The sequence below is a fragment of the Cupriavidus sp. 10L43_2 genome, from assembly GCF_056395265.1.
In genome coordinates this window covers 107,826-129,797 of record NZ_JBFTJE010000010.1, presented here as the reverse complement: position 1 = coordinate 129,797, position 21,972 = coordinate 107,826, and the positions used below count along the sequence as shown (strand labels likewise).

Genomic DNA, 21,972 nt, shown 5'->3' with positions numbered 1-21,972 from the left:
GTTCGGGGCCATAATTGCGCCACTTCAAACCAAGACGAGGGAGACCGGCATGGGTAACCGCCTGTCCAAGATCGCCACCCGCACCGGTGACGCCGGCACCACCGGGCTGGGCGACGGCAGCCGCACGGGCAAGAACAGCGAGCGCATCGCCGCCATCGGCGACGTGGACGAACTGAATTCCCACATCGGCCTGCTGCTGACCGAGCCGGACCTGCCGGATGACGTGCGCGCCGCCCTGCTCCATATCCAGCACGACCTGTTCGACCTGGGCGGCGAGCTGTCGATTCCGGGCTACACGCTGCTCAAGGAAGCGCAGGTGATCCAGCTGGACGACTGGCTGGCGCACTACAACGCGAACCTGCCCCGGCTGGCGGAGTTCATCCTGCCGGGCGGCAGCCGCGCCGCCGCCCAGGCCCACGTCTGCCGTACGGTGTGCCGCCGGGCGGAGCGGGCGCTGGTGGCGCTGGGCGCCACCGAGGCCCTCAACGAGGCGCCGCGCCAGTACCTGAACCGGCTCTCGGACCTGCTGTTCGTCCTCGCCCGGGTGCTGAATCGGGCCGGCGGCGGCACCGACGTCCTCTGGCAGCGCGAGCGGCAGTCCTGATATCCGCCAAAAAAGATAACAATAAGCCACTTTTTGGCCGCTCCCGACGCAGGCACGGTGCTACCCCGCAAAACCGAGAAAATTACTCGGAATTGCGGGTTCTGCCCTTGAAATGCCCCCGGACGGCCACATTTCGCACTCAGGTTGAATTGCAGCCGCTGCGCCAAAGCAGGGCTCAATAGGAGAGAACACAAATGGGTAAGATCATCGGTATCGACTTGGGTACCACCAATAGCTGCGTTGCGATCCTGGAAGGCAACACGCCGAAGGTCATCGAGAACGCCGAAGGCACGCGCACCACCCCGTCGATCATCGCCTACATGGAAGATGGCGAGATCCTGGTCGGCGCGCCGGCCAAGCGCCAGGCGGTCACGAATCCGCGCAACACGCTGTACGCCGTGAAGCGCCTGATCGGCCGCAAGTTCGAAGAAAAGGAAGTGCAGAAGGACATCGGCCTGATGCCCTACGCCATCGTCAAGGCCGATAACGGCGACGCATGGGTGGGCGCGCGTGACCAGAAGCTGGCCCCGCCGCAGGTGTCCGCCGAAGTGCTGCGCAAGATGAAGAAGACCGCCGAGGACTACCTGGGCGAGCCGGTGACCGAAGCCGTGATCACCGTGCCGGCTTACTTCAACGACTCGCAGCGTCAGGCGACCAAGGACGCCGGCCGCATCGCGGGCCTGGACGTCAAGCGCATCATCAACGAGCCGACTGCCGCCGCGCTGGCGTTCGGCATGGACAAGAACGAGAAGGGCGACCGCAAGATCGCCGTGTATGACCTCGGCGGCGGCACGTTCGACATCTCGATCATCGAGATCGCGGACGTGGACGGCGAGAAGCAGTTCGAAGTGCTGTCGACCAACGGCGACACCTTCCTCGGTGGCGAGGACTTCGACCAGCGCATCATCGACTACATCATCGGCGAGTTCAAGAAGGACCAGGGCGTTGACCTGTCCAAGGACGTGCTGGCGCTGCAACGCCTGAAGGAAGCCGCTGAAAAGGCCAAGATCGAGCTGTCCAGCTCGCAGCAGACCGAGATCAACCTGCCGTACATCACGGCGGATGCCTCGGGTCCGAAGCACTTGAACCTGAAGATCACGCGCGCCAAGCTGGAAGCGCTGGTGGAAGACCTGATCAAGCGCACGATCGACCCGTGCCGCACCGCCATCAAGGATGCGGGCGTCAAGGTGGGCGATATCGACGACGTGATCCTGGTCGGCGGCATGACCCGCATGCCCAAGGTGCAGGAGCAGGTGCGCGAGTTCTTCGGCAAGGAAGCGCGTAAGGACGTGAACCCGGACGAAGCCGTGGCCGTCGGTGCCGCCATCCAGGGCTCGGTGCTGTCGGGCGACCGTACCGACGTGCTGCTGCTGGACGTGACGCCGCTGTCGCTGGGCATCGAGACGCTGGGCGGCGTGATGACCAAGATGATCAGCAAGAACACGACCATCCCGACCAAGCACGCACAGGTCTTCTCGACGGCCGACGACAACCAGCCGGCGGTGACGATCAAGGTGTTCCAGGGCGAGCGCGAGATGGCCAGCGGCAACAAGCTGCTGGGCGAGTTCAACCTGGAAGGCATTCCGCCGTCGCCGCGTGGCACGCCGCAGATCGAGGTCTCGTTCGACATCGACGCCAACGGCATCCTGCACGTGGGCGCCAAGGACAAGGCCACCGGCAAGGAAAACCGCATCACTATCAAGGCGAACTCGGGTCTGTCGGAAGACGAGATCCAGCGCATGGTGAAGGACGCCGAGGCCAACGCCGAGGAAGACAAGCGCGCCCGTGAGCTGGCCGATGCCCGCAATCAGGCCGATGCGCTGGTCCACTCGACCCGCAAGGCCGTGGCCGAGCATGGCGACAAGCTCGAGGCCGGCGAGAAGGAAAAGATCGAAGTCGCGATCAAGGAACTGGAAGACGCCGCACGCGGCGGCGACAAGGCCGAGATCGAAACCAAGATCAACGCGCTGTCCGAAGCGAGCCAGAAGCTGGGCGAGAAGGTCTACGCCGACATGCAGGCCAAGGCCGGTGAAGCCGGCGGTGCAGCCGGTGCCGCGGGCGGCCAGCAGCAGCAGTCCCAGGCGCAGCCGCAGGACGATAACGTCGTGGACGCCGAGTTCAAGGAAGTGAACGACAAGAAGTAAGCGGGAATCAGCGGGAGCGGCGCAGGTGCATCCAGCGCCACTCCCGCCCCGACGCCGGGCGATGGTGTTCTGACACAGGGTGAGAAACCGTGGTCGAACACCTCGCTCGGCTTTTTTGCTATTCGCCCGACCGGTGATTCTTTGCCGGGCAGGCCAATCAGGTAAGAGCCACCATGGCAAAACGTGACTATTACGAAGTGCTCGGGGTAGGCAAGAACGCGAGCGACGAAGAGATCAAGAAGGCTTATCGCAAGCTCGCGATGAAGTACCACCCGGACCGCAATCCGGACAGCAAGGAAGCGGAAGACAAGTTCAAGGAGGGCAAGGAAGCGTACGAGATGCTCTCCGACCCCGAGAAGAAGGCGGCCTACGACCAGTATGGCCACGCCGGCGTGGACCCGAACATGGCTGGCGGCTTCGGCGGCGGCCAGGGCTACGGCGGGTTTGCCGAAGCCTTCGGCGACATCTTCGGCGACATCTTCGGCCAGCAGGGCGGCCAGCGTCGCGGCAACGGCCCGCAGGCCTACCGTGGCGCCGACCTGCGCTACAGCATGGAAATCTCGCTGGAGCAGGCCGCGCATGGCCACGAGGCGCAGATCCGCGTGCCGCACTGGGAAGACTGCGAACACTGCCACGGCAATGGCGCCGAGCCGGGATCGTCGGTGGAAACCTGCCCGACCTGTAACGRCGTGGGCCAGGTGCGTGTGTCGCAAGGCTTCTTCACGATGCAGCAGACCTGCCCGAAGTGCCACGGCAGCGGCAAGTTCATCCCCAAGCCGTGCGTGAAGTGCCATGGCCAGGGCAAGCTGAAGTCGCAGAAGACGCTGGAAGTGAAGATTCCGGCCGGCATCGACGAAGGCATGCGCATCCGCTCGTCGGGCAATGGCGAGCCGGGCATCAACGGCGGCCCCCCGGGCGACCTGTATGTGGAAGTGCACATCAAGGCGCACGAGGTATTCGAGCGTGATGGCGATGACCTGCACTGCCAGATGCCGATCTCCTTCGCCACGGCGGCGCTGGGCGGCGAACTGGAAGTGCCGACGCTGGGCGGCCGCGCCAGCTTCCCGGTGCCGGAAGGCACGCAGGGCGGCAAGACGTTCCGGCTGCGTGGCAAAGGCATCAAGGGTGTGCGGTCGGGCTATCCCGGCGACCTCTACGTCCATGTGAACGTGGAAACGCCGGTCAAGCTGACCGAGGCCCAGAAGGACATGCTGCGTGAATTCGACCGCTCGGTGCACGAGGGCGGCTCGCGCCACAGCCCGCAGGAGCAGTCCTGGCTGGACAAGGTGAAAAGCTTCTTCAGCTAAATCGCCGGATTGCCCGGCAGGCAGGACGATGAAACCGGCCACGTGACCAGCGTGGCCGGTTTTTTCATGCCCGGCGCGGCGATAATGCGGCATTGATGCACCCTGCCGAGTTGCCGTGGTTCCGCCGTCCCCCGCCCCCTCCAGCGCCAGTTTCGACCCCTTCGTCCTGCTTGACGATGCCGCCGCCGCACCCGGCGTGGCGGCGTCGCGCCTCTATACGGGGTTTGTCCAGGCCGATGTCCTGCCCGCCGGCACCGATCCCGCCACGCTGGATGCGCTGCTGGCCGCCGGCTGGCGCCACGGGCTGCATGCCACGCTGTTCGCGCCGTACGAGTACGGCGGGGCGCTGGTCGGGGCGCCGGTCCATTGCGGCGATGCGCTGCCGTTCCATGACGGCGCGCTGCAACTGCTCTGGTTCCGCGACCTGGCCCGGCTTGACGGCGACGCCGTAGGCGCATGGCTGGCCGCGCGGGCAGAATCCTCCCCGGCCGGGGCGATGGACGTACGCGCCGAGCCGTCGCACGCCGTCTACGCGGACGCCATCGCGCGCATCCACGCCTATATCGCGGCCGGCGATACCTATCAGGTGAATTTCACGCAGCGGCTCCGCTTCTCCGCCTTCGGCGACCCGGTGACGTTCTACGCCGCGCTGCGGGCCGCGCAGCCGGTGCCGTTCGGCGTGCTGGCCTGGCTACCCGGCGATGGCTGGGTGCTGTCGCTATCGCCCGAGCTGTTCGTCGAACACGACGGCGCCGGGCATCTGGTGACCCGGCCGATGAAGGGCACCGCGCCGCGCATCGGGGACGCCGAGCAGGATGCCCGCGCCGCGCGCCGGCTGGCTGCCGACGCCAAGAACCGKGCCGAAAACSTGATGATCGTSGACCTGCTGCGCAACGACCTGGGCCGCATCGCCCAGCCCGGCAGCGTGGCCGTGCCCGACCGCTTCGTGGTCCAGCCATTCGGCCGCGTGCTGCAGATGACCTCCACCGTGACGGCCACGGCGCGGCCCGGCACCGGCTTCGGCGCGCTGATGGCGGCGCTGTTCCCATGCGGCTCGATCACCGGCGCGCCCAAGCGGCGGACCATGCAGATCATCGCCGAACTGGAAACCGCGCCGCGCGGCCTCTACACGGGCGCCATCGGCTGGCTCGATGCGCCGGCCGATGGCCAGCCCTGCGGCGCCTTCGGCATGTCCGTGGCCATCCGCACGCTGGTGCTGGGGCCGCAGGGTGACGACGGCCTGCGCCGGGGCGAGATGGGGGTGGGCGGCGGCATCGTCCATGACAGCGTGGCCGCCGACGAATTCGCCGAGTGCGGCTGGAAGGCGCGCTTCCTGACTGCGCACGATCCCGGCTTCACGCTGTTCGAGACCATGCACGCGCGCGATGGCGTGGTGCTGCACCGCGAGCGCCATCTGACGCGGCTGGCGCATTCCACGGCCGTGTTCGGCTTCGCGTTCGACCAGCCCGCCGCGCGGGCGGCCATGCAGGCCGAGGCAGGGCGGCTGGGCGATGGCGACTGGCGGCTGCGGATGGCCGTCGACAAGGCCGGCGTGCTGGCCTTCGCGAGCGGCCCGCTGGCGCCGCGCGCCGAGCCGGTGGCGCTACTCGACCTGGCCGCGACGCCCTTGCCGGTGGCCGACCCGATGCGCCGCCACAAGTCCAGCGCCCGCGCCACGTTCGATGCCGGCTGGCAGGCGGCCGAGCGCGAGGGCGGCTTCGACGCGCTGTTCTTCAACACGCGCGACGAGTTGCTCGAAGGCGGACGCAGTTCGGTGTTCGTGAAGGTGGGCGGGCGCTGGCTGACGCCGCCGCTGTCGGCGGACATCCTGCCGGGCGTGATGCGCGCCGTGGTGCTCGAAGCGGGCGACGCACTGATCGACGGCCCGATCGAACAGGCCGTGGTCACGCGTGAGATGGTGCGGCACGCCGAGGCCATCGTCATCGCCAATGCGCTGCGCGGGACGATGCGGGCGCGGCTGCGCTAAATAGGAAGCGTAGGCGCCAGCCGCCTACCGATGCCGCGTATCGAGCCGGCCGTCCCCCAGTTTCCATCTGACCACCCCGGGCAGGTTGATCAGTTCCCGGTCGTGGCAGACCATCACCACGGAGCGGCCTTCCGCCGCCAGTTCCCCGATCAGCGCAATCACCTGCTCGCGCGCGTGGCCGTCGAGGTTGGAGGTCGGTTCGTCGAGCAGCAGCAATTCCGGCTCCAGCACCTTGGCTCGCGCCAGCGCCACACGCTGGACTTCGCCGCCGGACAGCTTCTCCGGCGCGGTGTCCTGCACATGGACGATGCCGGCCCAGCCCAGCGCCGCGCCCACGCGTCGCTCGATCTCGTCGTGCGCCACGCCCCGCGCCCGCAGGCCATAGGCGATGTTGTCGCGTACCGAGGTGCGGAACAGGTAGGGATGCTGGTGCATATAGGCCACGCGCTGGCGCAGCGCGGGCGGGAGCGGCGTCAGCGGCGCCTCGCGGTGCTTGCCGCCTTCGTCTTGCCACGCCACGGTCGCGCCCGGTGCCGGCTCCAGCCCGGCCATCATCCGCAGCAGCGTGGACTTGCCCGCGCCGTTCACGCCGGTCAGCGCCACGGCGGCGGCGCGCGGGAATACCAGTTCGGGGATGTCGAACAACTGGCGAGCGCCGACGCGCCGCGCCAGTCCCCGCACCGTCAGCAGTGCGCTGGTCATCGCCGGAACCCTCCCGCGCCTTGCAGCCAGGCGAGCATGATGTTGACGGCCAGCGCCAGCGCCACCAGCACGATGCCGAGCGCGATGCCCTGCGCGAACTCGCCCTTGCTGGTCTCCAGCGCGATGGCCGTGGTGATGGTGCGCGTGGAGCCTTCGATATTGCCGCCGATCATCAGCGCSGAGCCCACCTCGGCAATCACGCGCCCGAAGCCGGCCACCACGGCCGCCATCAGGCCGAAACGCAGTTCGCGCAGCACGGTGAAGAAGGTGCGCCAGCGGCCGGCGCCGAGCACCCAGGCGGTCTCGCGCAGGCGCGGATCCGCCGCCTGCATGGCCGCGAGCGAGAACGCCAGCACCACGGGAAAGCCGATCACGGCCTGCCCGAAGACCATGCCGGATGGGGTGAACAGCAGGGAGAAACTACCCAGCGGCCCCTGCCGCGTGAACAGCAGGTAGAGCACCAGGCCAACCAGCACCGTCGGGAACGACAGGAAGGCCTGCGCCAGCACCACCACCACGCGCCGGCCGGGAAAGGCATGGGTGGCGATCAGGTAGGCGGCGCCGATGGCCGGCACGGTAGCCAGCGCCAGGCCGAGCACCGCCACCATCAGCGAGGTCCAGACGATGAACCATAGCGCGCCGTCCCCGCTGCCCAGCAGGCGGAAAGCGTCCAGCGTGGCCGTGCCGATCTCCACGTGGGCGCGCTCAGGCGGAGAACGTGTGCTCGACGGCCGGGAAGCTCCCGTCCTTCACGGCGGCGACATAGGCGCGCACGGCGGCCTCGATCGAGGTCTGGCCGTCCATGAAGTTGCGCACGAACTTGGCCTTGCGGCCCGGATAGATATTGAGCATGTCCTGCAGCACCAGCACCTGGCCGGAACAGTCCACGCCGGCGCCGATGCCGATGGTCGGAATCGTCAGCTGTGCCGTGACCTCGCCAGCCAGCGCGGCCGGCACGGCTTCCATGACGATCAGCTGCGCACCGGCGGCCTGCAGCGCCAGCGCGTCACGCTTGAGCTGCGCGGCGCCGGCATCGGTCTTGCCCTGCACCTTGAAGCCGCCCAGCGCGTGCACCGACTGCGGGGTCAGGCCGATGTGGGCGCACACCGGAATGCTGCGCTCGACCAGGAACTTCACGGTGGGAGCGAGCCAGTCGCCGCCTTCCAGCTTCACCATCTGCGCGCCCGCGCGCATCAGCGCGGCGGCGCTCTCGAAGGCCTGCGTGGGCGTGCCGTAGGTGCCGAACGGCAGGTCCGAAACCAGCAGCGCGGTCTGGTTGCCGCGCGCCACGCATTCGGTGTGATAGACCATGTGCGGCAGCGTGACGGGCAGCGTGGTCTGCTGGCCCTGCATTACGTTGCCGAGCGAATCGCCGACGAGGATGACTTCCACGCCGCAGAAATCGAGCAGTGCGGCGAAGCTCGAGTCGTAGGCAGTCAGCATGACGATCTTGTCGTCCGCGGCACGCATGGCCTGGAGCTTGGGAATGGTGACGGTCTTGCGGGAGGGGTCGAGGAGGTAACTCATGGCAGTGCCCGTGGGGGTGTGTGGCTGCCTGGGCCTGAGGCGGGCAGGGCGGTCAGGGGGCCGCGAGATTCAGGAAGGCCTTGCGGCCCCGCATGTTCTCGATGCGCGACAGTAGTGTACGGAAATCGCCGTCGTTGTCCACCGGATTGAAGCGCGCGGTGTCCACGATCAGGACCGGCGCCTCGTCGTAGCGGTGGAACAGTTCGCCGTAGGCGTCGGTCAGCCGCTGGAGGTAGGTCTCGTCGATGCCGGACTCGCCAGGCAGGCCGCGCCGCGCAATCCGCTCGCGCAGCAGCGACGGCGTGGCCTGGAGCATGATGACCAGGTCCACGCGCTGGGCCGGCACCTGGAGCCGGGCGGCGAGCGCGTCGTAGAGCGCGAGTTCGTCGGCTTCGAGGGTCAGCGCCGCATAGAGGCGGTCACGTGCGTAGAGGAAATTGCCGATCACGCGCTGGCCGGCCAGCAGCGCGGCCTGCCATTGCTGGATCTGGGTGGCGCGCTGGTCCAGGCAGTGCAGTTGCATCGGCAGGGCATAGCGCTGCGGTTCGCGGTAGAAGCGTTCGAGGAAGGGGTTCTGGCGTGCGCCGTCAGGTAGTTCGCCGGCCTGGAGCGTGCGGGCCAGGCGCTGCGCCAGCGAGGTCTTGCCGGAGCCGACGGGCCCTTCGACGACGATGCGGCGCAGATGGTCGAGCATGGCTCGTGGGGTGCCGATGGATCAGGCGTGGATCACGCCTGCGTGCCGCCTTCCTGCAGGCGGGGGCATTTGCATGAGGAAAACTTCTCGATGCGCTGGTCGCGCACGCCGGGCAGGAAGTCCGCCGCGCGGCCACGGCCCGGGATGACCAGTTCGCCGTCCAGCTCCACCAGCGGCACCAGCACGAAGGCGCGCTCGGTGATGCGTGGATGCGGCACGGTCATCGCCTCGGAGTCGATCCGGTCGGCGCCGAACAGCAGCAGGTCGAGGTCCAGCGTGCGCGGCGCGTTGTGAAACGGGCGCTCGCGGCCGAACTGGTCCTCGATGTGGTGGCAGATGCGCAACAGCTGCGGCGCGGTGAAGGACGTCTCCACCTTCACCACGGCGTTGAAGTAGTCGTCGCCGCTGGCGTCGACGGGTGCGGTGCGGTAGAACGAGGACTTGGCCAATACCGTGATGCCGACCTGCTGGGCCAGGCACACGATGGCGTCCTTCAGTGCCTGGCGGGCATCGCCGAGATTGGCGCCGATGCCGATAAAGGCAAGTGTCATGTTATTCCTCCGGCTGGGCGCGGCCGGACTCCGATGCGGCTTGACCCCCCTCCGCCGCGTCCGTGTCGCCCCGGGAAGAAACTTTATCCGATTTCCGCGGACCGCGCCGACGACGCTTCTTGCGCGCCGGGCCCTCGCCATCGACGCCCGCGAAGCCTTCGCCCTCGTCGGCACCCTGGCCGCCCTGGCCACCGGCGGCGCCCGAGCCACCCTTGCCGCGCTTCTGGCGGGTGGCCTCGATCATGTCTTCGCGCGTATCGGGCGGCGCGTTCTGGAAGTCGGTCCACCATTGGCCGATTTCAGCCGGCTGTTCGCCCGATTCGCAGCGCAGTTGCAGGAAGTCATAGCCGGCACGGAAGCGCGGCGATTCCAACAGGCGGAACGGCATGCGGCCCACGCGCTTCTCGAAGCGCGGCTGCATGCCCCAGATGTCGCGCATGTCGGTGACAAAACGACGCTGGATGGCCAGTTGGCCGGTCTGCTTCTCCAGCACCATGTCCATGGCCGTGTTGAGCGCGGCAATCGCGTGCTCGCCCTCGTCGCGCAGCTTGTTCCAGCGTTGCAGCACGTGGTGCCACAGCAGCGCGGCGAACAGGAAACCGGGCGACACCGGCTTGCCGGCCTGCACGCGGCGGTCGGTGTTGTCGAGCGCCAGCTGCACGAAGCGCTGGCCCATCGGCTGCTCCAGCGCCACGTCCAGCAGCGGCAGCAGGCCCTTGTGCAGGCCGGCCTTGCGCAGCTCCTGCAGCGAGGCCCAGGCGTGCCCGGACATCAGCAGCTTCAGCATTTCGTCGAACAGGCGCGCGCTCGGCACGTTGTGGATCAGCGGGGCCAGTTCGGCGATGGGCTCGCGCGTCGCTTCGTCGATCGAAAAACCTGTCTTGGCCGCGAAGCGCACCACGCGCAGCATGCGCACCGGGTCTTCGCGGTAGCGCGTGACCGGGTCGCCGATCATCCGCAGCGTGCGCGCGCGGATGTCTTCCATGCCGTGATGGTAGTCATGCACGGTCTGCGCGGCCGGGTCGTAGTACATCGCGTTGATCGTGAAGTCGCGGCGCTCGGCGTCCTCGGCCTGGGAGCCCCAAACGTTGTCGCGCAGCACGCGGCCGCTGGCGTCGATCGCGTGCGTCTTGCTGTCCAGCTCGGCGCGCTTCAGGCGACGGCCCTCGGGCAGCGTCTCGCTGGCAATGGCGTCCACCAGCGCGCGGAACGTCGAGACCTCGATGATTTCCTGCTCGCGGCCGCCGTAGAAGGTCACGTGCACGATCTGGAAGCGCCGGCCGATGATGCGCGAGCGGCGGAACAGTGCCTGCACCTCTTCGGGCGTGGCGTTGGTCGCCACGTCGAAGTCCTTCGGCTTGATGCCGAGCAGCACGTCGCGCACGGCGCCGCCGACGATGAAGGCCTGGAAACCGGCCTGCTGGAGCGTGGCGGTGACCTTGACCGCGTTGCGCGAGAGCAGCGTGGGGTCGATCTGGTGTTCGTCCACGTTGACGATGCGCTGCGTATGGGCGCGCCCGGTGCGGCGCAGCTTGGGGCCAGGCTTGCCGAGCAGCCGGTTGATGAGCTTCTTGATCACGTCAGAACAGGTCCATGATGCGCCAGCCGGCCGCGGCCGCATGGTTGCGCAGGCGGTCGTCGGGATTGGCGGCGATCGGCTCGCTGACCTTTTCCAGCAGCGGCAGGTCGTTGGCGGAATCGCTATAGAACGTCGTGGTGCCGAAGTCTTCCCACTGGGTGCCGAGGCCCTTGAGCCACTGCTCCACGCGGGCGATCTTGCCCTCGCGGAAGCTCGGCACGCCGAAGACCTCGCCCGTGAAGGCGCTTTCCGGCTTGCCGTCGGACGTGGCCGGCTCGGTGGCGATCAGGTGCTTGATGCCGAAGGCCTGGGCGATCGGCGCGGTGACGAAGCTGTTGGTAGCCGTCACCACGGCGCACAGGTCGCCCGCCTCCAGGTGCTTGTAGACCAGCGCCTTGGCCTGCGGGGTGATGACCGGGTCGATCACCTCGCGCATGAAGCGCTGGCGCCAGGCGTCCAGCCGGTCACGCGGATTGGCAGCCAGCGGGGCCAGCGCGAAGCGCAGGAACGCCTGGATATCCAGGGTGCCCGCCTTGTATTGCCCATAGAACTCGTCGTTCTTGCGACGATAGGATTCCTCGTCGACAACGCCCATGCGGACCAGGAAGCGGCCCCATTCGTGGTCGCTGTCGGTGGGGATCAGGGTGTGGTCGAGGTCAAACAGTGCCAGATTCATGGGCGGCGATTTTACATTAAGGTACACATGGCGGTTGGCGCGGCTTGGCGCGCCAGGACCATTTTGGGAGCGGATTTCGTGCCAGCTTCGGCGCGGATTCGCGATTTATTCGCGGAATTCCGCAAACATCTCGCGCAGCAGCGGCAGGGTGACCGCGCGCTTGCGCTCGAGCGAATACGTGTCCAGCGCGTCCAGCAGGGCCATCAGGCTGGGCATGTCGCGGTAATGCCGCGTGACCAGCCAGTGGGGGATTTCGGGCGATAACTGCAAGCCACGCTCGCGCGCGGCCTGCAGCAGGGCGGCCATCTTGTCGTCATCGGACAGCGAGGCCACCTGGTAGACCAGCCCCCAGCCGAGCCGGGTGCGCAGGTCTTCACGTACCGGCATGGCACGCGGCGCCAGGCCGCCCGCCACCACCAGCGCGGTGCGCACGTGGGCGCGCACCTCGTTATACAGCGAAAACACGGCGATCTGTCGCGCTTCGTCGAGCAATTCCACATCATCGACGGTGTAAAGCCGGCAGGACGGGTCGAAATTGAAGTCGGCGAGCGCGTGGTGCGGGCTCAGGTAGCGGCAGTTCAGGCCGGTATGGAGCGCCGCGTCGCACACTGCGTGCAGCAGGTGGGTGCGCCCCGAGCCGACCTCGCCCCACAGGTAGATCAGCCGGTCGTTGGCGTGTTCCTGGGCGATGGCGGCCGGCAGCTCGCGCAGGCGCTGCACCGGCTCCCGGTTCGAAGCCACGAAAAAGTTCTCGAACGTGGACGGCGGCGGACTGCCGAGCTCGAGCGAAAGCTGCTTATGACGCGATGACATGACGTTTTCGTAACTTCCTACCTCGGTTCCATCAGTTTCTGTGGGCTTCAATCAGTTGCGATACAGATCGCTAGCCATGTAAACGCGCCGGATCTGCCGCGCGCCGACCAGCAGCACCGCACAGGTCGGCAGGGCCAGCAGCACGCCGAAGAAGCCAAACAACTGGCCGAATGCCAGCAGCGCGAAGATCACCACCAGCGGGTGCAGCCCGATGCGCTCGCCCACCAGGCGCGGCGTCAGGTAGAAGCTTTCCACGAACTGCCCGATGCCGTATACCACGGCCACGGCGCCCAGCCCGTACAAATTGCCGAATTGCAGCAGCGCAGCCAGGATCGCCAGCGCTAGCCCCAGCCCGAAACCGATGTACGGGATGAACACGGCCAGCCCGGTGAACACGCCCACCGGAACGCCCACCTCGAACCCGGCGATGGTCAGCCCGATCGAATAAAGTGCAGCAAGGATCACCATAACCAGGATCTGGCCGCGCAGGTACTGGGAAAGCAGCGCATCGGTCTCATTCGACAGCTCGCGCACCTTCGGGACCCAGCGGCGCGGCACCAGCCGCTCGATACGCCGCATGACCATATGCCAGTCCATCATCAGGTAATACATGACGATGGGGATGATGAACAGCATCCCGAACACGCTGATCAGGGCCGAGCCGGACACCTTCGCATAATTCAGCAGCACCTGGAACAGGTCTTCCGGGCTCGCCGCGAAGCGGTCCTGGAGCATGTTGCGCAGGCCGGGGAAGTCAAAGCGCACGCGCACCCCCAGTTCTGCCAGGCGGGGCGACACCACATTGTTGAGCTTTTGCAACAGCAGCGGCACCTGCTCGCGGATCTGCGGGATCTCGCGCTGGAGCACGGCGATCAGCAGCAGCACCAGCAGCACCACGATAATGGTCAGCAGGCCGATCATCAGCGTCACGCCGATAAAGCGCGGCACGCGGCGGCGCTGCAGCCAGTCCACGCCCGGCGTGAGAATGTACGCAAAAATGAACGCGAACAGGAAGGGCGTGAGCACCGGCGCCAGCGCCACGATGGCGGCGAACAGGCCGGCGGCCACGACGATCCAGATCAGGATACGTTTGGAGTCTGGCGAGAGCAGGGGAGCGTTCATCGAAAGGGTCCGGAAACCGCCGGGCGGGGCACTTTGGCCGGTCTGGTGACCGGGTGTCGCCGCGAAACTGGTAGCCGGGAGCCTGTATCCGTTAAAATCGCGATTCTAACGGACTCGCGCCCGCCCTCCGTGGCGCCGGGCGCCGTAATCCACACTTTACCTCGTCAAAGACAAGCAGGATCTCATGAGCGCATCCCAGAACGCCGGCCAGGCAGGCCTTTCCTACCGCGATGCCGGTGTTGACATCGACGCCGGCGACGCGCTGGTAGACCGCATCAAGCCGTTCGCCAAGCGCACCATGCGTGAAGGCRTGATGGCCGGCATCGGCGGATTCGGCGCGCTGTTCGAACTCTCGAAGAAGTTCCAGGAGCCGGTGCTGGTGTCCGGCACGGACGGCGTGGGCACCAAGCTCAAGCTGGCCTTCCAGCTGAACCGCCATGACACCGTGGGCCAGGATCTGGTGGCGATGAGCGTCAACGACATCCTGGTGCAGGGCGCCGAGCCGCTGTTCTTCCTCGACTACTTCGCCTGCGGCAAGCTGGACGTGGACACGGCCGCTACCGTGATCCAGGGCATCGCTCATGGCTGCGAACTGGCCGGCTGCGCGCTGATCGGCGGCGAGACCGCCGAAATGCCGAGCATGTACCCGGACGGCGAGTACGACCTGGCCGGCTTCGCGGTGGGCGCGGTGGAAAAGCGCAAGATCATCGATGGCAGCACGATTATCCCGGGCGACGTGGTGCTGGGCCTGGCTTCGTCGGGCGCGCATTCGAACGGTTACTCGCTGGTGCGCAAGATCATCGACGTGGCCAAGCCGGACCTGAACGCCGACTTCCACGGCCAGCGCCTGCAGGACGCCATCATGGCGCCGACGCGCATCTACGTGAAGCCGCTGCTCTCGCTGATCGAGACGCTGCCGGTCAAGGGCATGGCCCACATCACCGGCGGCGGCCTGACCGAGAACGTGCCGCGCGTGCTGGCCGACAACGTCACCGCCGTGATCCAGAAGGATGCCTGGACGCTGCCGCCGCTGTTCCAGTGGCTCCAGGAGCAAGGCCGCGTGGCCGATGCGGAAATGCACCGCGTGTTCAACTGCGGCATCGGCATGGTCGTGATCGTGGCGAAGGAAGACGCCGAACGCGCGATCCGTCACCTCCAGGCGGCTGGCGAAGCCGTGTGGCAGATCGGCGAAATCCGCGAACGCGAGGAAGGCCAGGCTCAGACCGTGGTGGTCTGAGCGCGGTCCAATCCCTCGCAGGATGGCAAAACGCCCGATGGCAACATCGGGCGTTTTTGTTTTTGGGCTTGCTCGATGCAGGGGCGCAGGGCCTCAGGGCTGGCCGCCGAGCTTGGTCAGCGCATCCCCGGTCACGCGGCAGATGCGCCAGTCCGGCATCACGTTGGCGCCCATCGCCTGATAGAAATCGATCGACGGCTGGTTCCAGTCCAGCACCGACCATTCGAAGCGCCCGCAGCCGCGCGCCACGGCGATGCCGGCCAGATGGCGCAGCAGCGCCTTGCCCAGTCCGTGGCCGCGCCACGCGGGCTCCACGAACAGGTCTTCGAGGTACAGCCCCGGCTTGGCCAGAAAGGTCGAGAAATTGTGAAAGAACAGCGCGAAGCCAACTGCCTGCCTGCCGGCTGCCGTCTCCACCTCCACCAGCACCGCCTCGGCATGTGGGCGGTCGCCGAACAGCGCGGTCTGGATTTTTTCCGGCGTGGCTTCGACGAGATGGGTGAGCTTTTCATACTCGGCCAGCGCGGCGATCAGGCGAAATAGCGTGGTGCTGTCTGCGGGCTCGGCAGGGCGAATGGCGAAGGCGGTCATGGGAACGGTAGTAAGCGGCGAATGCGGGAGCGTGCGGGAATGCTACCCCAACATCCCAGCCAGCCGGGCCACCTGGGCCACGTAGTCCGGGGCGAGGCAGTCCACGCTGACGCGCTCGGGCGTGCTGCGCAGCCAGGTGAGCTGGCGCTTGCAGAGCTGGCGCGTGGCGGCGATGCCGCGTTCGCGCATGGTCGAGGCATCGCAGGCGCCGTCGAGGAACTCCCACACCTGCCGGTAGCCGACGCAGCGCATCGACGGCAGGCCGAGATGCAGGTCTCCGCGCGCGCGCAGCCGTTGCACCTCGTCGATCAGGCCGCCGGCCAGCATCGCATCGAATCTTTCCGAAATCCGCGTGTGCAACACCGCGCGATCCGACGGCTCCAGCGCAATCACGCGGTAGCGCGCATCGGCCGCGCCGGTGAAGGTGCGGGCATCAGCCTGGCGGGCCAGCAGCGCGGACATCGGCTGTCCGCTTAGTCGGAAAATCTCCAGCGCGCGCTGGATGCGCTGCGCATCGTTGGGCGCCAGCCGGGCGGCGGTCACCGGGTCTACCTCGGCCAGCATCGCGTGCAGCGCCGGCCAGCCGCGTTCGGCCGCCCGGGCGTCGAGTTCGGCGCGCAGCGTGGCGTCGGCCTGCGGCAGGTCGTTCAGGCCCTGCGTCAGCGCCTTGTAATAGAGCATGGTCCCGCCCACGATCAGCGGCGCCCGGCCGCGCGCGCGGATCTCGGCGATCAGCCGCTCGGCATCGGTCACGAACTGCGCGGCGGAGTAGCTGTCGACTGGATCGATGATGTCGATCAGATGGTGCGGCACGCTGGCCAGTTCGTCGCGCGTGGGTTTGGCGGTGCCGATGTCCATCTCGCGATAGACCAGCGCGGAGTCGAGGCTGATGATCTCCACCGGCGTGTGCGCGGCCAGCGCCAGCGCGGCGGCGGTCTTGCCGGAGGCGGTGGGGCCGAGCAGGCAGACGACCGGCGCCAGGGCGGAAGACAGCGGAGCGGAAGACAGCGCAGACATCGACAAACTGTTACTGGCCACGCAGGAACAGCCGGTCCAGCTCGGCCACGGTGAGCTGCACCCAGGTGGGGCGGCCGTGGTTGCATTGGTCGGCGCGCTCGGTCTGCTCCATCTGGCGCAGCAGCGCGTTCATCTCTTCCAGCGTGAGCTTGCGATTGGCGCGCACGGCGCTGTGGCAGGCCAGCGTGGCGAGCAGCTCGTTCTGGCGCTCGGCCAGCACGCGCGAGCCGCCATAGGACTGGAGGTCGCGCAGCACGTCGCGCGCGAGCGCCTCGGCATCGGCCTGCTTGAGCAGTGCGGGAATGGCACGCACGGCCAGCGTGGTCGGGGAGACCGGGGCGATGTCGAAACCGAGCAGGGTCAGCGTTTCCTGATGTTCCTCGGCCGCGCCGATCTCGACCGGGCTGGCCGGCAGCGTGACCGGGATCAGCAGCGGCTGTACGGCTAGTTCACGCGCTTCGAGTGCCGTCTTGATCTGCTCGTACAGGATGCGTTCGTGCGCTGCATGCATGTCCACCAGCACCAGCCCGCGCGCGTTCTGCGCCAGCACGTAGATGCCGTGGAGCTGGGCCACCGCGTAGCCGAGCGGGTGATCGGCCTCTGCGCCGTCCGTATCGTGCTGGACGAAGGGCGAGGAGGTGCCCATCGGCAGGCGGTCGAGCAGGCTGGGCGGTTCGTCGGCCCGGGCGGCCTGGGCATCGGCCAGCCAGGCGGGCGGCTGCGCGGACGGCTGCCAGGCGCGGCCGGCGCCATCGCCAGTGGCCTCGCGCACCATGCCGAGATAGGCCTGACGCGGCTGAGCGATGCCGAGTTCGGTCTGGCGGCCTGCGGAGTAGTTAACCCACTGCGGCGCCGCGCCGGGTACGCCGCCGGCCATGCCGCTGCCCCCGATCGGGCTTGCGTTCGGCATCATGGCGCCATCCGCTGCATCGGTATGCAGGCTGTCGCCCTGTTCGCCGGCCTGCCGCGCCAGGCAGCGCTGCACGGCGTGGTAGACGAACTGGTGCACGGCGCGGGATTCGCGGAAGCGCACCTCGATCTTCGACGGATGCACGTTCACATCGACCATTTCCGGCGGCAGGTCCAGGCACAGCACGTACGACGGGAAGCGGTCGCCATGCAGGACGTCCTGATAGGCGCTACGCACGGCGTGGTTGAGCAGCTTGTCGCGCACAAAACGGCCGTTGACGAAGAAGTACTGCTGGTCCGGCCGCCCCCGGGACGCCGTGGGCAGCCCCGCGAAGCCATAGAGGTGCAGCGTGCCGGCTTCCTCGTCCAGCGCCAGCCGGGCGCGTGCGAAGTCGGTGCCGAGCACCTGCGCGGTGCGCGTGGCCACGTCGCCGCCGTTCCAGTGCTCGAGCGGCTTGCCGTTGTGATGGACCGAAATTGTGACATCGGGCCGCGCCAGCGCCGCCCGCCGGATCATCTCCAGGCAGTGTCCCAGCTCGGTTTGTTCCGTTTTAAGGAACTTTCGGCGCGCTGGCGTGTTGAAGTACAGGTGCTGCACATCGACCATCGTGCCGACCCCGCCCGAGGCGGGCTGGAGATGGCCGGTGTCGGCGCTGACCTGGGTGGCATGGGCGGCATCGGCGGTGCGGCTGGTCAGCACGAGGTGCGAGACCGAGGCGATGGACGCGAGCGCCTCGCCCCGGAAGCCCAGCGTGAGCACCGACTCCAGTTCGTCGAGCGAGGCGATCTTGCTGGTGGCGTGGCGCGTCAGCGCGACGGGCAGTTCGTCGGCGGGAATGCCGCAGCCGTTGTCCGTGATGACCATGCGCCGCACGCCGCCTTCCTCGAGCCGGATGGCCAGCTGCGTGGCGCCGGCATCGAGTGCATTTTCGAGCAGTTCCTTGACCACCGAGGCGGGCCGTTCCACCACCTCGCCGGCGGCGATCTGGCTGATCAACTGGTCCGGCAGGGCGCGGATGGGGCGGCTGGGCTGGGTGGTGCGGAGGGCGTCGGCAGGCATGCGGCGATTATACGTGCGGCCGGACACCTTTTCGGCACACTTGGGCCGCCCGGGTGACGGACGCGCCCGGCGGCTCTTGTATCATGGGGACCTTCTTCTAGGGGATCAGTTTGGACACCGTATTGCAACTGCTGGACATGGTCCTGCACATCGACAAATTCCTCGGCCAGTTCGTTCAGGACTATGGCGTCTGGGTGTACGGCATCCTGTTCGCCATCGTCTTCGCCGAGACCGGCCTGGTGGTGCTGCCGTTCCTGCCCGGTGACTCCCTGCTGTTCATTGCCGGCGCCATGTGCGCCACCGGCGCGATGAACGAGTGGGTGCTTTGCGGCCTGCTGTTGGTGGCCGCGATCACGGGCAACACGGTCAACTACTTCGTGGGGAGCTGGATCGGGCCGAAGGTGTTCGACCACCAATGGCGCTTCCTGGACCAGAAGGCGCTGCGCAAGACGCACGACTTCTACGAGCGCCACGGTGGCAAGACGCTGGTGATGGCGCGTTTCATCCCGATCGTGCGGACTTTCGCGCCGTTCGTGGCGGGGGTGTCGCAGATGACGTTCGCGCGCTTCCAGATGTTCAACGTGCTTGGCGCGGTGGCCTGGGTCTGCGGACTGGTGTTCGCCGGCTACTTCTTCGGCAATTTGCCCTTCATCAAGCAGTACCTGAACCTGATCGTGCTGGCGGGCATTGGTGCGGCGGTGGTGCCGCTGGTGCTGGGCGGGCTGTGGAAGCTGGTACGCGGCAAGCCGCGCACCCGTGCGGATCTCAAGGACTGATGGGGATGAGCCCAGCGATTAGCTGAGGCTCCGGCTCATCATCCGCAGCGCCGGCATGCGGTCGCGGATCTGGGTCGTATCGGCCGCATCGGGACGGGCCTGGACGTAGGCTTCCAGGTCCTCCAGCGCCGGCCGGAAGCACTCCAGGTTGGCATACGCCAGCCCCCGATCGCGCACTTCCTCGATCGAATTCGGCAACAGGATCACCAGGCGGTTCTGCACCGCCAGCAGCCGTTGCCAGCGCGATTCCTGCAGGTAGATCGCCTTCAGGTTGCGCAGCAGGCGGGCGACGATCTCGCGGTGGCTCGCCACCTGCAGGAACAGCCCCAGCGGCACCTGGTTCGGGTCCGAAATCCCCTCCCGTTCGAGGTAGGGGTCCAGCATCTCCTGCAGTTGCTCCTTCGACAGCGTCTCCCCGGTGAGCGGGTCCAGCACCACCTCGCCGGCGGGGATGGTCATGCGCACGAGGAAATGATTCGGGAACGACACGCCCTTGAGCGGCAGCCCGATCTGCTGCCCCAACTCCATATAGAGCACGGCCAGCGTGATCGGAATGCCGCGCCGCTGGCGCAGCACCACGTTCAGGTAGGAATTGTCCGGATCGTAGTAGTCGTTGGCGTTGGCGCCGAAACCGAGATCGCGGTAGAAGAAATGATTGAGCAGGCGCAGGCGCTGGATGGCGGGCGTGCCCTCGGCAATCCGCCGCTTGAGCCGCAGCGCGAGTACGTCGAGGGAGGCCAGTTCGGCTTGGAGGTCGAGGTCCGGGTACGCGTCCTGGGCGATGGAGAGCGCGGTTTCCGTCAGCGGGATGCCGTTTTCGTCGGCCACGAGGCTGGCGAAGTAATCCAGGACTTTCGTGGATGTCATTGCGGGTTCCTGACTAGCCGGCGCGGCGCCGGAAGGCGGCGTAACGCAGCCCCATGATCCACAGTGTACCGAAGTAGACCACCGCCGCAAGTACCAGGCACGACGCCATCAGCGCGATGCGCGCAAGCGGCGTGGCGCCCATCGCCACCCAGTCGAAGTTCCGGGCGAACCACAGCAGCATGCCCGCCAGGATCAGCACCGCCGCGAGCAGCCGGGCGAGAAACAGGCCCCAGCCCGGGGCCGGCCGGTAGAAGCCGCGCCGGCGCAGGCCGAAGAACAGCAGCAGGGCGTTGACGGTGGCGCCGAAGCTGATCGACAGCGCCAGCCCGGCGTGGCCCAGCAGCGGCACGAAGACGTAGTTCGACGCCTGCGTGATGACCAGCACCAGCAGCGCGATCTTCACCGGCGTGCGGATGTCCTGCCGCGCGTAGAAGCCCGGCGTCAGGATCTTGATCAGGATCAGCGCCACCAGGCCGGTGCCGTACGACACCAGCGCCTGGCGCGTCATTTCCACCGCGTGGGCGTCGAACTTGCCGTAGTGGAACAGCACGGCCGTCAGCGGCGTGCCGAACACGAACAGGCCCACGGCGGCGGGCACGGCCAGCAGGAAGGTCAGGCGCAGGCCCCAGTCGAGCAGGCCCGAGTACTCCTCGCGGTCGTCCGTGGCGCTGGCGCGCGAGAGGCTCGGCAACAGGATGGTGCCCAGCGCCACACCCAGCAGCGCGGTCGGGAATTCCATCAGGCGGTCCGCATAGGTCAGGTACGAGACGCTGCCGGCGGCCAGGTGCGAGGCGATATTCGTGTTGATGATCAGGCTGATCTGCGCCACCGACACGGCCAGCAGCGCCGGCAGCATCTGACGGATCACGCGCCGCACGCCGGCGTCCGACCAGGCCGCGCGCAGGTTGAACGAGAGCCGCGGCATCACGCCGAGCCGGCGCAGCGCCGGCACCTGGATGACCAGCTGGAGCACGCCGCCCGCCAGCACGCCCCAGGCCTGGGCATAGATCGGCTGGCTCATGTGCGGGCCGACGAACAGCGCCGCCACGATCAGGCAAAGGTTCAGCAGCACCGGGGTGAAGGCCGGCACGGCGAAGTTGCGCCAGGTATTGAGGATGCCCGACGCCAGCGCCACCATCGAGATCAGGCCGATGTACGGGAACATGACGCGCGTCATGAACACTGCCGAGTTGTAGGTCTCGGAGTCGCCCCGGAAGCCGGTGGCCACCACCGTCATCACCACCGGGGCGCCGATCACGCCCAGCACGGACACCGCCACGAGCACCCAGGACATCACCGTGGCCACCGCGTCGATCAGGTGGCGGGTCTCGTCCGGCCCGCGCTTGCCGTGGTATTCGTTCAGGATCGGGACGAAAGCCTGCGAGAATGCGCCCTCGGCAAAGACCCGGCGTAGCAGGTTAGGTATGCGAAACGCCACATTGAAGGCGTCGGTCATGTCCGAGGCGCCGAAGGCCCGGGCAATCAGGATTTCGCGCACCAGCCCCGTGATGCGGGAGAGCATGGTCAGGCTGCTGATGGTGGCAAGCGCTTTGAGCAGGTTCAAGATGGGCCGTGAAAGTTGCTGCGGCGCCACGTATGAGGCGGGGGCCGGCTGGGAATGTGGCGGCTATTATACGGATCGGGCCGCGCGGCACGCCCAGGATGCGGCAGGTGCGTATCGGTCTTGCCCACCGTGCCGGCATGTGTGTATAATCGCCGATTCGCAAAGGACAGTCGCGTTCCGGATTCGTGTGTCAGAGCATCCCGGGTCGCACGATGTGACTTAATTGTTGCGTCCCAAATTATTGC

At 67.4% G+C, this 21,972-nt stretch carries 20 protein-coding genes; 6 read left to right on the top strand and 14 right to left on the bottom strand.

All coding sequences use genetic code 11. The annotated features are described in order from the left end of the window. Window positions 1–49: 49 nt before the first annotated feature. From AC1DEL_RS16105 to AC1DEL_RS16090, 4 genes are all read left to right on the top strand, one after another. Window positions 50–604 carry a cob(I)yrinic acid a,c-diamide adenosyltransferase gene (locus tag AC1DEL_RS16105; protein WP_092298924.1) on the top strand — a complete coding sequence of 185 codons (555 nt, stop codon included), beginning with the start codon at window positions 50–52 and terminating at the stop codon, window positions 602–604. Between the two features lie 194 nt (window positions 605–798). Then, window positions 799–2,748, top strand: a complete 1,950-nt coding sequence (gene dnaK / locus AC1DEL_RS16100; RefSeq protein ID WP_477125975.1) for a molecular chaperone DnaK — start codon at window positions 799–801, stop codon at window positions 2,746–2,748. 173 nt (window positions 2,749–2,921) lie between these two features. Further along, window positions 2,922–4,055, top strand: a complete 1,134-nt coding sequence (gene dnaJ, locus AC1DEL_RS16095) for a molecular chaperone DnaJ (protein ID WP_477159121.1) — start codon at window positions 2,922–2,924, stop codon at window positions 4,053–4,055. Window positions 4,056–4,170: 115 nt separating this feature from the next. Beyond that, on the top strand, window positions 4,171–6,042 hold the full coding sequence (locus tag AC1DEL_RS16090; protein ID WP_477159120.1) for a chorismate-binding protein: 1,872 nt from the start codon (window positions 4,171–4,173) through the stop codon (window positions 6,040–6,042). Window positions 6,043–6,066: 24 nt separating this feature from the next. On the opposite strand, the gene AC1DEL_RS16085 is transcribed toward AC1DEL_RS16090, so the two are convergent. The 9 genes from AC1DEL_RS16085 to AC1DEL_RS16045 all read right to left on the bottom strand — a co-directional run bounded on the left by AC1DEL_RS16085 (window position 6,067) and on the right by AC1DEL_RS16045 (window position 13,706). Next, complete coding sequence (locus AC1DEL_RS16085) at window positions 6,067–6,744, bottom strand: energy-coupling factor ABC transporter ATP-binding protein (RefSeq protein ID WP_092298936.1); 678 nt, start codon at window positions 6,742–6,744, stop codon at window positions 6,067–6,069. Continuing rightward, window positions 6,741–7,439, bottom strand: a complete 699-nt coding sequence (locus AC1DEL_RS16080; protein ID WP_092298938.1) for an ABC transporter permease — start codon at window positions 7,437–7,439, stop codon at window positions 6,741–6,743. The genes AC1DEL_RS16085 and AC1DEL_RS16080 overlap by 4 nt, the downstream gene beginning before the upstream one ends. Window positions 7,440–7,449: 10 nt before the next feature. Continuing rightward, window positions 7,450–8,271 (bottom strand): 3-methyl-2-oxobutanoate hydroxymethyltransferase, encoded by an 822-nt coding sequence (gene panB / locus AC1DEL_RS16075; protein ID WP_092298941.1) that lies wholly within the window; start codon window positions 8,269–8,271, stop codon window positions 7,450–7,452. Between the two features lie 52 nt (window positions 8,272–8,323). Continuing rightward, window positions 8,324–8,965, bottom strand: a complete 642-nt coding sequence (locus AC1DEL_RS16070) for a deoxynucleoside kinase (RefSeq protein WP_092298944.1) — start codon at window positions 8,963–8,965, stop codon at window positions 8,324–8,326. A 32-nt stretch (window positions 8,966–8,997) separates the two neighbouring features. Continuing rightward, window positions 8,998–9,516 carry a 2-amino-4-hydroxy-6-hydroxymethyldihydropteridine diphosphokinase gene (gene folK / locus AC1DEL_RS16065; protein WP_092298947.1) on the bottom strand — a complete coding sequence of 173 codons (519 nt, stop codon included), beginning with the start codon at window positions 9,514–9,516 and terminating at the stop codon, window positions 8,998–9,000. A gap of 1 nt (window position 9,517) precedes the next feature. Continuing rightward, window positions 9,518–11,095, bottom strand: coding sequence for a polynucleotide adenylyltransferase PcnB (gene pcnB / locus AC1DEL_RS16060; RefSeq protein WP_441592287.1), 1,578 nt, complete (start codon window positions 11,093–11,095; stop codon window positions 9,518–9,520). A 1-nt stretch (window position 11,096) separates the two neighbouring features. After that, complete coding sequence (locus AC1DEL_RS16055; protein ID WP_092298953.1) at window positions 11,097–11,771, bottom strand: histidinol-phosphatase; 675 nt, start codon at window positions 11,769–11,771, stop codon at window positions 11,097–11,099. Window positions 11,772–11,876: 105 nt separating this feature from the next. Further along, window positions 11,877–12,584, bottom strand: coding sequence for a DnaA regulatory inactivator Hda (hda, locus tag AC1DEL_RS16050; RefSeq protein WP_092298957.1), 708 nt, complete (start codon window positions 12,582–12,584; stop codon window positions 11,877–11,879). Window positions 12,585–12,635: 51 nt separating this feature from the next. Then, on the bottom strand, window positions 12,636–13,706 hold the full coding sequence (locus tag AC1DEL_RS16045) for an AI-2E family transporter (RefSeq protein WP_092298960.1): 1,071 nt from the start codon (window positions 13,704–13,706) through the stop codon (window positions 12,636–12,638). Window positions 13,707–13,890: 184 nt separating this feature from the next. Between AC1DEL_RS16045 and purM the strand changes: the two genes are divergently transcribed. Next, a complete protein-coding gene (gene purM, locus AC1DEL_RS16040) occupies window positions 13,891–14,943 on the top strand; it encodes a phosphoribosylformylglycinamidine cyclo-ligase (protein ID WP_477159119.1) in 1,053 nt (350 codons plus the stop codon). 93 nt (window positions 14,944–15,036) lie between these two features. On the opposite strand, the gene AC1DEL_RS16035 is transcribed toward purM, so the two are convergent. Genes AC1DEL_RS16035 through mutL form a run of 3 tightly spaced genes read right to left on the bottom strand, consistent with a single transcriptional unit; the run spans window position 15,037 to window position 18,520 of the window. Beyond that, complete coding sequence (locus AC1DEL_RS16035) at window positions 15,037–15,534, bottom strand: GNAT family N-acetyltransferase (protein WP_441592292.1); 498 nt, start codon at window positions 15,532–15,534, stop codon at window positions 15,037–15,039. A 42-nt stretch (window positions 15,535–15,576) separates the two neighbouring features. Further along, on the bottom strand, window positions 15,577–16,551 hold the full coding sequence (gene miaA, locus AC1DEL_RS16030; protein ID WP_477125977.1) for a tRNA (adenosine(37)-N6)-dimethylallyltransferase MiaA: 975 nt from the start codon (window positions 16,549–16,551) through the stop codon (window positions 15,577–15,579). Window positions 16,552–16,561: 10 nt separating this feature from the next. After that, entirely contained in the window at window positions 16,562–18,520 is a 1,959-nt protein-coding gene (gene mutL, locus AC1DEL_RS16025; protein WP_454757329.1) for a DNA mismatch repair endonuclease MutL, read from the bottom strand. 110 nt (window positions 18,521–18,630) lie between these two features. Between mutL and AC1DEL_RS16020 the strand changes: the two genes are divergently transcribed. After that, window positions 18,631–19,296, top strand: a complete 666-nt coding sequence (locus AC1DEL_RS16020; protein ID WP_092301041.1) for a VTT domain-containing protein — start codon at window positions 18,631–18,633, stop codon at window positions 19,294–19,296. 18 nt (window positions 19,297–19,314) lie between these two features. Here the strand turns inward: AC1DEL_RS16020 and AC1DEL_RS16015 are convergent, their stop codons facing one another. Both AC1DEL_RS16015 and murJ read right to left on the bottom strand, forming a co-directional pair. Continuing rightward, window positions 19,315–20,163 carry a SirB1 family protein gene (locus tag AC1DEL_RS16015; RefSeq protein WP_092301038.1) on the bottom strand — a complete coding sequence of 283 codons (849 nt, stop codon included), beginning with the start codon at window positions 20,161–20,163 and terminating at the stop codon, window positions 19,315–19,317. A gap of 13 nt (window positions 20,164–20,176) precedes the next feature. Next, a complete protein-coding gene (gene murJ, locus AC1DEL_RS16010) occupies window positions 20,177–21,727 on the bottom strand; it encodes a murein biosynthesis integral membrane protein MurJ (protein ID WP_477108687.1) in 1,551 nt (516 codons plus the stop codon). Window positions 21,728–21,972 lie beyond the last annotated feature (245 nt).

Excerpts from the sequence above, each read along its gene's own strand:
- AC1DEL_RS16105 (WP_092298924.1), top strand. The coding sequence starts at position 50 with ATGGGTAACCGCCTGTCCAAGATCGCCACCCGCACCGGTGACGCCGGC.
- dnaK (WP_477125975.1), top strand. The coding sequence starts at position 799 with ATGGGTAAGATCATCGGTATCGACTTGGGTACCACCAATAGCTGCGTT.
- AC1DEL_RS16085 (WP_092298936.1), bottom strand. The coding sequence starts at position 6,744 with ATGACCAGCGCACTGCTGACGGTGCGGGGACTGGCGCGGCGCGTCGGC.
- panB (WP_092298941.1), bottom strand. The coding sequence starts at position 8,271 with ATGAGTTACCTCCTCGACCCCTCCCGCAAGACCGTCACCATTCCCAAG.
- AC1DEL_RS16070 (WP_092298944.1), bottom strand. The coding sequence starts at position 8,965 with ATGCTCGACCATCTGCGCCGCATCGTCGTCGAAGGGCCCGTCGGCTCC.
- folK (WP_092298947.1), bottom strand. The coding sequence starts at position 9,516 with ATGACACTTGCCTTTATCGGCATCGGCGCCAATCTCGGCGATGCCCGC.
- AC1DEL_RS16055 (WP_092298953.1), bottom strand. The coding sequence starts at position 11,771 with ATGAATCTGGCACTGTTTGACCTCGACCACACCCTGATCCCCACCGAC.
- hda (WP_092298957.1), bottom strand. The coding sequence starts at position 12,584 with ATGTCATCGCGTCATAAGCAGCTTTCGCTCGAGCTCGGCAGTCCGCCG.
- AC1DEL_RS16045 (WP_092298960.1), bottom strand. The coding sequence starts at position 13,706 with ATGAACGCTCCCCTGCTCTCGCCAGACTCCAAACGTATCCTGATCTGG.
- AC1DEL_RS16035 (WP_441592292.1), bottom strand. The coding sequence starts at position 15,534 with ATGACCGCCTTCGCCATTCGCCCTGCCGAGCCCGCAGACAGCACCACG.
- miaA (WP_477125977.1), bottom strand. The coding sequence starts at position 16,551 with ATGTCTGCGCTGTCTTCCGCTCCGCTGTCTTCCGCCCTGGCGCCGGTC.
- mutL (WP_454757329.1), bottom strand. The coding sequence starts at position 18,520 with ATGCCTGCCGACGCCCTCCGCACCACCCAGCCCAGCCGCCCCATCCGC.
- AC1DEL_RS16015 (WP_092301038.1), bottom strand. The coding sequence starts at position 20,163 with ATGACATCCACGAAAGTCCTGGATTACTTCGCCAGCCTCGTGGCCGAC.